This window comes from Microbulbifer mixtoriginis (SeqCode), assembly GCF_052467235.1.
The window spans coordinates 4,028,543-4,038,435 of sequence record NZ_CP174305.1; the positions used below are offsets into that span (position 1 = coordinate 4,028,543).

At 53.5% G+C, this 9,893-nt stretch carries 8 protein-coding genes; all 8 read left to right on the forward strand.

The genetic code is table 11. From position 1 onward, the window contains the following. Nucleotide 1: 1 nt before the first annotated feature. Nucleotides 2–2,215 carry a tetratricopeptide repeat protein gene (locus tag ACJJIO_RS17545; RefSeq protein ID WP_444909253.1) on the forward strand — a complete coding sequence of 738 codons (2,214 nt, stop codon included), beginning with the start codon at nucleotides 2–4 and terminating at the stop codon, nucleotides 2,213–2,215. Continuing rightward, nucleotides 2,212–5,382 carry a tetratricopeptide repeat protein gene (locus tag ACJJIO_RS17550; RefSeq protein WP_444909254.1) on the forward strand — a complete coding sequence of 1,057 codons (3,171 nt, stop codon included), beginning with the start codon at nucleotides 2,212–2,214 and terminating at the stop codon, nucleotides 5,380–5,382. Before ACJJIO_RS17545 ends, ACJJIO_RS17550 begins: the two co-directional genes overlap by 4 nt. A gap of 23 nt (nucleotides 5,383–5,405) precedes the next feature. Continuing rightward, nucleotides 5,406–5,990: a tetratricopeptide repeat protein gene (locus ACJJIO_RS17555; protein ID WP_444909255.1), complete on the forward strand. Its 585-nt coding sequence runs from the start codon at nucleotides 5,406–5,408 to the stop codon at nucleotides 5,988–5,990. Beyond that, nucleotides 5,987–6,310 (forward strand): hypothetical protein, encoded by a 324-nt coding sequence (locus ACJJIO_RS17560; protein WP_444909256.1) that lies wholly within the window; start codon nucleotides 5,987–5,989, stop codon nucleotides 6,308–6,310. The genes ACJJIO_RS17555 and ACJJIO_RS17560 overlap by 4 nt, the downstream gene beginning before the upstream one ends. 69 nt (nucleotides 6,311–6,379) lie before the next feature. Next, nucleotides 6,380–7,147, forward strand: coding sequence for a MotA/TolQ/ExbB proton channel family protein (locus tag ACJJIO_RS17565; RefSeq protein ID WP_252082140.1), 768 nt, complete (start codon nucleotides 6,380–6,382; stop codon nucleotides 7,145–7,147). Then, nucleotides 7,147–7,737 (forward strand): ExbD/TolR family protein, encoded by a 591-nt coding sequence (locus ACJJIO_RS17570; RefSeq protein WP_444909257.1) that lies wholly within the window; start codon nucleotides 7,147–7,149, stop codon nucleotides 7,735–7,737. The genes ACJJIO_RS17565 and ACJJIO_RS17570 overlap by 1 nt, the downstream gene beginning before the upstream one ends. After that, nucleotides 7,734–8,279, forward strand: coding sequence for an ExbD/TolR family protein (locus ACJJIO_RS17575; RefSeq protein ID WP_444909258.1), 546 nt, complete (start codon nucleotides 7,734–7,736; stop codon nucleotides 8,277–8,279). The genes ACJJIO_RS17570 and ACJJIO_RS17575 overlap by 4 nt, the downstream gene beginning before the upstream one ends. A 9-nt stretch (nucleotides 8,280–8,288) precedes the next feature. Next, on the forward strand, nucleotides 8,289–9,668 hold the full coding sequence (locus tag ACJJIO_RS17580) for an AgmX/PglI C-terminal domain-containing protein (RefSeq protein WP_444909259.1): 1,380 nt from the start codon (nucleotides 8,289–8,291) through the stop codon (nucleotides 9,666–9,668). Nucleotides 9,669–9,893 lie beyond the last annotated feature (225 nt).

The following is a 9,893-nucleotide window of genomic DNA, read 5'->3' on the forward strand; positions in this document are numbered from 1 at the left end:
CATGCGTATCCCCCTGCTTTCGGCATTTTCCGGCGCAGCTGGAGCTGGCCTGCGTGTTCTCAGCTTTATTACTTTATGTAGCTTGTCTTTACTCCCTAGTGTGGCTGGCGCAGACGATGATAAAGAAGAGTTGCGCGATCTGTTCTTTGGTGCGGCCATGTACTACGCCCACCAGGAAAACTACTTTGATGCGATTGTAGCGCTGGATAACGAGCTGGCCCAGTATCACCGTCTGGATGAGCCCGAGTTAGACCCCTTTAGTAATCATCTTGGGCAGGCTGAATTCTCTGTGGGTGACCTGGAGCTTTCCTACCGTATGCACCGGGAAGCGGGGCGTGCAATTGAAGCGGTGCTGAAGGGCAATGTTTCGCAGGAAGTGCGCAATGAAGCCGCCTATCGTCTGGCCAAAATTCACTACCACAAACAGCAGCCTCTAAACGCTTTGCATGCGCTGGAAATGATTGAGGGCAGGGTGCCCTTGCGGGTGCGTGCCGATGAGCAATTCCTGCGTGCACGGGTATTTATGGAGTTGGGGCGTCTCGAAGAAGCGGTAGAGCTACTGAAAGACCTGAAAGGTGAGGAATCCCTGGAAGGCTTTGTGGAATTCAACCTGGGCATTGCCCAGTTGAAATCCGGTGAGGAAGCGCGCGGGGTGCTGGAGCTAACCGCTCTGGGCAAGCGCCACAGTGGCGACCCGGCCGATCAGGCCCTGTACGATAAGACCAATTTATTACTGGGTTCCCATTTGATGGAGGCCGGTGAACTGCAGCTGGCGCGCCCCTATTTTGATCGGGTGAATCTCGAAGGGCCTTTCTCCAATCGGGCGCTGCTCGGTGCCGGTTGGGTGGAGGCTCGAGCGGGGCGTTTCGATCGCGCCCTGGTGCCCTGGCGGATATTGCAAAACCGTAAGGGCACCAATGAATCGGTGCAGGAAGTGATGCTGGCTGTACCTTACGCCTATGGAAAATTGGATGTACACAGTACTGCGGCAATTCATTACGGCCGCGCTCTGGATGCCTTTGGTCGCGAGATCGACACACTGACGGCTTCCATCAACAGTATTCGTCAGGGCAAATTTCTCGAAGCGCTGCGGCGCAAAGAAGCTACCCAGGTACAAAACTGGGTGGTGGCGCTGCGCAACCTGCCGGAGGCACCGGAGACTCACTATCTCCTCGACCTCATGGCCTCCAATGACTACCAAGAATTCCTGCGTAACTACCGCGACTTGAATGATCTCTACGAGCGCAATAAAGAGTGGCTTAAAAGTCTCACTGCCTTCGAGGATATTATCAGCGCGCGTCGGGCTTACTACGAGCCCCTGTTACCACAGCTGGATGAGCAGTTCCGTACCTTGGATGCACGTATCAAGCTGCGTATGGAGCAGCGCGATCAATTTTCCAGTCGCATAGAGCAAATGCTGGTTTCTCGCCGCCCGGAGTATCTCGCCACCGCCGAAGAGCAGGAAGCGCGCCTGCAACTACTGCAGTTGCATAAGCAGATCGCACGCAACCCTAAAGGTTTTACCGAGCAAAGCCGCAGCCGTGTTGAGCGCTTGCAGGGTATTTTGGATTTGCGTCTCTCTACCGAATATCACCAGCGTCTCACCGAGGCCTATAAGCATTTGCAGGCCCTCAACGCTGAGATCGAAAAGTTACAAACGGTGTACCGTTCCTATGTGCGCAGTCGCCAGGCGGCGACCCACAGTTACACCGGTTATAACAAGGATATCCAGCGTTCACGTGCGCAGATTCGCTCGGCCCAGCAGCGTCTGGAGATGTTGATGGCGCGCCAGGGCAGCATGCTGGAAGCACTCGCTGTTGAAGAGCTGGAGCGCCGCCGCAGCCAACTGGAGAGTTACCAGATCAAAGCGCGCTTCGCCCTAGCCGACAGTTACGACCGCGCCAATGAACTGCAAGAGCAGCGCGAGGATCAGCGCAAGATTGAACAGCATCGCGAGGCTCAGCCTGAAACTTTGCCAGAACAAAATCCTCCCGAATTGGAAGCACCGGAAAGCGAAAATGGGCTGCAGGAGCAGAGCCTAGAAGCTCAGCCGGAAACTCTGCCTGAGAGCAATCCTGTCGAATTGAAAGTGCCAGAAAGTGAAAATGGGCCACTGGAGCAGGGTGAGCAACCCCAAACAGGCCAGCCGGAAATTTTACCTGAGAATAAATCCACTGAACGGCAAGTTTCAGAAACTGAGGGGGATAAGGCATGAAACCTGTAAATCATCGCGTAAGCCTCTCTGCTAGTTTTGCGATCGAGCCAATAACTACAGGGCGGAAGCCCAAAAATGCACTGCGCTATGGTGCATTCGCCGCGGCATTACTGTTACTTAACGCTTGTGCGGTGAACAGCGGCAAAACAATTGGCAGCCTGCAAAATGTCGATATTGAGATTAAAGAGGAATATATCGACGGCAGCCTGGAAAAGGCCCTGGCAAGTTATCAGCGCTACCTGCAGGAAACGCCCGAATCGAGTCTCACCCCTGAAGCGATGCGTCGGATTGCAGACCTGAAAATTAAGCAGGCGCACCGGGCCGAGGATGCTGCCATTGACGGTATTGCCCCTGCCACAGCAGGCAGTGGTGCTGTGATTGCCATCGAAGCTCCGGAGGCAACTGCAGAAAATACTCTGGAAGCCCCGGCTGAGGTAACCGCGCCTGTTGCCAAGGTGCAGCGCATCCCCACTGAGCATGTAGCAGATGCGGAGTCTGATGCGGACTTTGAAGCTCGCGCTAGTGGCAGTGTGGATATCGCCGCAGACACCACTCCACTGCAGGTTCCTGAAGAAGACCCGGAAGCGCTGATGTCGGCGAATGCCCGAGAGGCCATCGCGCTGTATCTCAACCTGCTGAAGAAATACCCTCTTTACGACCGCAACGACCAGGTGATGTACCAGCTCTCCCGCGCCTATGAAGAGGCCGGGCAAATTGATGCCGCAGTAGATGTATTGCGGCAGTTGGTGGCCAAATACCCGGATTCCCGTCATATCGATGAAGCCTGGTTTCGCCTGGGGGAATATTACTTTACCCGCAAAAAGTATCTGGATGCGGAAGAGGCCTATGGCCGGGTAATCACCATCGGGCAGATTTCCAGTTTTTACGAGCTGGCCCTGTATAAACGCGGTTGGTCCCTGTTTAAGCAGGATATGTACGAGATGGCCCTGGACGATTATGTGGCCATGCTCGATTACAAAGTCTCCCAGGGTTACGACTTTGACCAGCAGACCAATACGGTTGAACGCAAGCATGTGGACGATACTTTCCGCGTGGTGAGTCTGAGCTTCTCATATTTGGAGGGCCCGGATTCTATTGTCGACTATTTCTCCCGCAAGGGCGCGCGCCAGTATGAATACTTGGTGTACAGCCATCTCGGTGAGTATTACCTGAATAAGCGGCGCTATCAGGATTCGGCCAAATCCTATATTGCCTTTGTGGAGCGCAATCCACTGCACAAGGTTTCTGCGGATTTTTCCATTCGTGTGATCGAGATTTATAGCAAGGGCGGTTTCCCCAAGCTGGTGCTTGAGGCGAAGAAGACTTTTGTAAATACCTATGCCCTCAATGCCGACTACTGGACAGTATTCGATATTAATGAGTTCGGCGAGGTGGTCGAATTTCTACAGGCTAACCTGATCGACCTGGCCGGTCATTACCATGCCGCCTACCAAAACAAAAAACTGAAGGATAAAAAAGGAGAGCACTACCTAGAGGCAATTCACTGGTATCGCCGTTACTTGCAGTCCTTCCGTGAAGCTGAGCGTGCGCCGGAAATGAACTACCAGCTCGCCGGCTTGATGCTGGAAAATCGCGATTTCCACAATGCCGCTCTGGAATATGAGCGCACCGCCTACGAATACCCTGCCCACAAGGATTCCAGTGAGGCGGGTTACGCTGCGGTTTACGCTTATCGCGAACATCTGGCCAACAATCTGAAAGAAGCCAGTGCAGATCAGCGCGCTCCATTGTTGCGTGAAATTATCCGTTCATCGTTAATCTTTGCCGATACCTTCTCACAGCACGCCAAAGCGTCGCAGGTAATGCTGGGTGCGGTGGAAGATTTGTACGGTCTTAAAGACTATACGCCGGCGATCGATAACGGGCGCCAGCTATTGGAAAAATTCCCGGCGGCAGAGCAGGAGATTCGCCGCTCCGCCTGGATGGTGGTGGCCCACGGCTCTTTTGATACCCATGCCTATGCCGATGCGGAAGTGGCCTATGGGGAAACCCTAAATCTCACCGCCACCGATGCCAAGGATCGTGCTGGCCTGGTCGACAATCTGGCGGCATCCATTTACCAGCAGGGTGATATGGCACGCAAGCAGGAGGACCACGCTACTGCTGCCGGCCACTTCCTGCGCATTCGCGCTGCGGCTCCGGGGGCCACTTTACTGGCCACCGCCGAATACGATGCTGCTGCCTCCCTGATTGTGCTCAAGGATTGGACCCAGGCCGCCACAGTGCTGAACAATTTCCGTGGGAATTTCCCAGAGCATGAACTGGCCAAAGATGTCACCAAGAAACTGGCGGTGGTCTATCAGGAAAGTGGCGAGCTCTTATTGGCAGCGGCGGAGTTTGAGCGTATTGAGCGAGAATCTGAGGACGAGGAAATACGCCGCGAGGCTCTGACGCAGGCAGCGGATCTCTACAGTACCGCTAAAGACAGCGACAGGGCGTTGGCGGTGTTGAGGCGCTACGTGAAGCTGTTCCCCAACCCCATGGAGCCCGCGCTGGAGACGCGGCAAAAAATCGCCGATATCTACAAAACTACTGGGCAGCAAAAACGCTATATGCAGGAACTGCGTGAGATGGTGCGCATAGAGAAGCGGGGCGGTTCCCAGCGCAGTGATCGCACCCGCTACCTGGCTGGTAGTGCCGCGTTACAGCTGGCTGAGCCCAGTTATCGGGCCTTTACCCAAGTGGCGCTGGTTAAGCCAATCGAGCAGAACCTCAATTTGAAACGCAAGCGCATGAAAAAAGCGATTAGCGATTTCTCTGCCCTGATTGATTACCAGGCAGCGGATGTGACCGCCGCAGCCACTTATTACCTCGCGGAAATTTATTTGCACTTCAGTGTGTCTCTGAAAGAGTCCGAGCGCCCAACGAATTTGAGTGCGCTGGAGCTGGAAGAGTACGAGCTGGCTCTGGAAGATCAAATTTATCCGTTCGAGGAAAAAGCGATTTCCGTGCATGAAAAAAATGTCGAGTTACTTGGGGTGGGTATCTACAACCCCTGGATCGATAAGAGTATCGGCCAACTTGCCGGTCTGATGCCGGCCCGTTATGCCCGTGTCGAAGAGGCTGGTGACTATCTGCAGAGTATTGTCCCTCTGCCACCGGAGCCGGAGGCCTTGGAATCAGCGGAAGTAGTTTCCGGCCAGTAATAGCGAGAATGGAGAAGAGGGCTATGCAAATAAAACTGCGAGTGGTTTTCCTGTGGGTGGTTACGCTGTTTTTGGCTGCCTGTGCGGGAGTTCAGACCAAGTCGGGCAAGGTTTCTGATTATTCCTCTGTGCGGGTGTCCGGCAGTGTGAGCCGGGACTTTGAACGATCCCTGGAATTCCTTGCGGATAAGGAATTTGTGCGCGCGATTGAGTTGTTGGAGACGGTTGTCGAGCGCGAGCAGCGTTTGCCCGCGCCTTATATTAATCTCGGCATTGCCCAAATTCAGGTGGCAGAAGAAAAAAAAGCGGAAGAGGCTTTTCTTAAAGCGCTGGAAATAGATGGCGAGCACCCGGTGGCCACTAATGAACTGGCAGTGCTTTACCGCAAGCAGGGCCGTTTTGCCGATGCGCGCAAAATTTATGTGAATGCCTTGGCAGAAAATCCCGAATACCTGCCATTGATAAAAAATCTAGGCATATTGTGTGATCTCTATCTGCAAGATCTCCAGTGTGCTCTGGCACAATTCCAGCAATATGTACAGCTGGAACCCGAGGACCAGGATGTGTCTATCTGGCTGGCGGATCTCAAACGGAGGGCGGGCAAGTGATAGCGCAGTGTAAATGGATTTTGCCGTTTATGATGGGGTTTGCCATTTTTCCTTTTGCCGGTGCGCAGACCCAAGAGGGTGAAAAAACCCAAGCCACAGATAAGAAAGTGGATACCAAAGTTAAAGAGTTATCGGGTATTTCCATTATTGGTAATAAAGAAGCGCCCAAGTCTCTGTATATCGTTCCCTGGAAAAGTTCCGAGGTGGGTGTCGAAAGTGATCTTGTCTCCAGTTTGATGGACGACAAGCTCAAGCCGCTCGACAAGGAAGTTTTCATGCGTGAGCTGGAGTTCTACCAGCTCAGCCTGTCCGGCGATTAACGCCGTCCTTTCTCTGGCTAAAGCCAGAGCAGCAACCAATTACTGCAGTATTTCTCAAGAGGGTTTGTAATGGACTTTTTCAACAGCGTCATCGAGTTTTTCCAGACGGGCGGTACTTTTATGTACCCCATTCTTGTGGTGGCCGCCCTGGGTGGCGCAGTAGCAATTGAGCGATTTATTCGCCTGCATTACGAGCGTCGTACCAACCGCACTATGTGGGATAAATTGCAGCCAATCCTCTCCAGTGGTGATTTCGATCGTGCGCGCAATCTGGTTAAGCAGGATAACTCCAGTGTGGCAAAGCTACTTTCCATGGGGTTGGCCCGTCAGGGTGCAGTGCGCCGCCGCGAAGATATCGAAATCGCGATGGAAGAGAGCATGATGGAAATCACTCCGCAGCTGGAAAAGCGCACGCCCTACGTAGCACTGTTTTCTAATATCGCCACGCTGCTGGGTCTGCTCGGTACTATTATGGGCCTGATTGAAGCCTTTACCGCGGTGGCCAATGCCAACCCGGCAGAAAAAGCCGACCTGCTTTCCGCCAGTATCTCGGTAGCGATGAACACAACGGCTTTCGGTCTGATGACCGGTATCCCCCTGTTGATTGTGCATGCACTGCTCAATTCCCTCACTGGAGAAATTATCGATAGCCTGGAAATGGTTTCCGTAAAAGCCTCCAATCTGATTGACAGTTCAACCCGCCGTCGCTTCGAAGTCGATGCGCCTGCTTCAAAAAATAAAGGTGAAAACAAGTCGGCTAGCAAGTCTGAGAAGCACACCAAATCACAACCAGTGGCCGAGGCCAAAACCGAAGAACAGCAAACGGAAACTGCGTAATGAGAAGGCGGCGCCACGGGAGAGATAAAGAGGCCCCGGAGCTGGACATCACCGCCTTCCTAAACCTGATGGTGGTGCTGGTGCCGTTTCTGTTGGTATCGGCGGTGTTCTCACGGGTAACAATTTTAGAGCTAAATATGCCGAGCGGAGCCGGTGGTGGAGCGCCGGATGATCCCACGGTCACGGTAGAAGTCGTCGTTCGCACAGAGGCGCTGGAGATTAGTGATGGTGAGAAAGTCATTGCGCGTTTTCCAAACCTGACGCAACCCGAAGAGGGTGAGTCTGCACCGCTGGAAGCGGTTACAGAGGAAGGTGCCGGGGAGGGTGAACAGCTTGCTCTGTTGCCAACCGCGGAGGTCTACGACCTGAAAAAACTCACCGAGTTTTTACTGCAGGTAAAGGCCAGCTATCCAGAAAAAACCGACTCCATTTTGTTGATGGAAGCGGATATTGCCTATGAGCACTTGGTGGGTGTAATGGATACCGTGCGCGGAGCCGAGGTGCGTGTGGAAGGCAGCGATCCCAGTGATCCAAGTGCTGTAGAGAAAGTGGTGCTGTTTCCCGATATTTCCATAGGAGATGCGCCGTGAGACATGAAAGCCGACGTATGAAGCGCATGGCGCGCAGCCATAAGCGTAAAAAAACCACGGGTATGAACCTTACCTCGCTAATGGACGTGTTCACCATTTTGGTTTTTTTCCTCTTGACCAACACCTCCAGTAATGAAGCGTTGGAGCCACCCAAGGTGATCACACTGCCGGATTCGGTGGTGGAGACCAAACCAAGGGAAACCGTAACCCTGATGGTGACCAATGAGGAAATTCTGGTGGAATCCAATTCAGTGGTGGCTACCAGCGAGGTACTTGAGAGTGAAGAAATCATTATCGAGGCCATTAAGCAGGCGATGATCGCCGAGATGGGTAAGGCTATCGGTGTGGCCCAGGCCTCAGCTGAGGCGGAGGCCGAAGAAGCCGGCACCGAGGGAGAAGTTCAGCCGGAGCCACCGGAAGTCAATATTCTCGCGGACAGGGGCATTCCGTTCAGTTTGCTTAAGAAGGTGATGTCCAGTTGTACGGAAGCTGGTTACACCAAGGTATCGCTGGCGGTTATTCAGAAAGCATCTCAGGGTTAATGGAAGTTTGTGAGTAATTTTCTACAACAACAGCAGGCACTTAACGAATCGCTCAATGCGGTTCGCCAGCGCATGCTCCTGCTCGAGGATGAGCGGCAGCAGATAGAGGCACAGCTGGCCGAGTTGCAGGCCAATGGCACCAAGTTCCAGCTGCTTGATGAAATTTCCGAGCGCTTGCGCAAGCTCGAAGAGGCCGGCGCCGGTGAAATGTTCTGGGCCGAGGATTACAGGGTCGATGCCTCCGAGCGGGTGATTGCTCGAATCGGTGAGTCCACCCGCGATTTCAACGAACAGCTGGAGCAGCTGCATCAATCCCGCCGACAAGTTCTCGATAATATTGAATACTGCAGTGAGGAAATCTTTGCTCTGGACGAGCAGGCAGATGAGCTGCGCCGTGAAGAGGAAGAGTCCAAGTACGAATTCGAAATCACCCGTGAGTTCGAGCAACCGGATTTTCGCCCAATGGTTATGCCCTGGCATACCCAGGGTGAAGATGAAAAGCGTTTCCGTCTCTGTGTATTCGCCTCTCTGTTTATTGCCACTTTATTAGGTTATCTGGTGCCACTCTATACGTTGCCGGAACCGGAAAACGAAGTGGTTGAGATTCCAGAGCGTTTGGCCAAGCTGGTAATCGAGAAGAAAACCAAGCCCAAGCCACCGCCGGAGCCGGAGAAAACCAAACCCAAGAAAGAGGAGAAGAAGCCCGAGCCCAAGCCTGAGCAGAAGGTGGCCAAGCAAGAGCCCAAGCCAACCAAAACTGAGAAGAAGCAGGCGCGCAAGAAAGCTGAGCGCACAGGTGTTCTGGCCTTTAAGGATAATTTCCAGGATCTGATCCAGGATGATCTGGATAACCGTCTCGGCCAGCAGACCCAGCTGAGCACGGCGGGTAAGAAAGAGAATCGCAGCCAGCGCTCTCTGATTACGTCTGCCGCAGCCAAGGGCAGTGGTGGCATCAGCGCTTCAGATGTGAGTCGCAATGTGGGTGGAACGGGTTCTTCCCTGGGTGGTGTCGAGTTTGCACGCGTTGAAAGTGCTATTGGCAATGAGGGTGACTTTGCCGGTGAGGACCGACCGCTCAGCGATGGTGTTGGCCCGTCTCGTACCGACGAGGAAATCCAGATTGTCTTCGACCGCTATAAGAATGCGCTCTATCGCATCTACAACCGCGAGCTGCGCAACAACCCGGCTCTGCAGGGCAAGATGGTGCTGAAGATCACTATCGAACCGGATGGCTCTGTGTCCCTGGCACAAGTGGAGTCCAGCGATATGGATTCGCCGGCACTTAATGCCAAAATTGTTGCAAGGGTCAAACGGTTTAACTTCGGTGAAAAGGCTGGTGTTCCAACAATCACCATTCTCTACCCGATCGACTTCCTACCGCAGAGTTAATCAAATGGGCCTCCTTCTCGCTTGTGCGGGAAGGGGCCCCTTTTTTTCGGGCAGTTTTTGTCTGCTTTCACAGCTTTTTCCCTCCTGGGTTTGCCTGAGAACCACTTGGCAATCTTCAAAAAAGTCCTCCTGCCGGGCGGTATTTATGACCTGCTTCACGGCCACTTTTCCCCTCTGCAATTAAAGTTCGGGCACCGGGCAGACCCTGTGCGGCGGCAGTGCCTG

Bases quoted from the DNA above. Each gene is read 5' to 3' on its own strand.
- ACJJIO_RS17545 (WP_444909253.1), top strand. From the start codon at position 2: ATGCGTATCCCCCTGCTTTCGGCATTTTCCGGCGCAGCTGGAGCTGGC.
- ACJJIO_RS17550 (WP_444909254.1), top strand. From the start codon at position 2,212: ATGAAACCTGTAAATCATCGCGTAAGCCTCTCTGCTAGTTTTGCGATC.
- ACJJIO_RS17570 (WP_444909257.1), top strand. From the start codon at position 7,147: ATGAGAAGGCGGCGCCACGGGAGAGATAAAGAGGCCCCGGAGCTGGAC.
- ACJJIO_RS17565 (WP_252082140.1), top strand. From the start codon at position 6,380: ATGGACTTTTTCAACAGCGTCATCGAGTTTTTCCAGACGGGCGGTACT.
- ACJJIO_RS17555 (WP_444909255.1), top strand. From the start codon at position 5,406: ATGCAAATAAAACTGCGAGTGGTTTTCCTGTGGGTGGTTACGCTGTTT.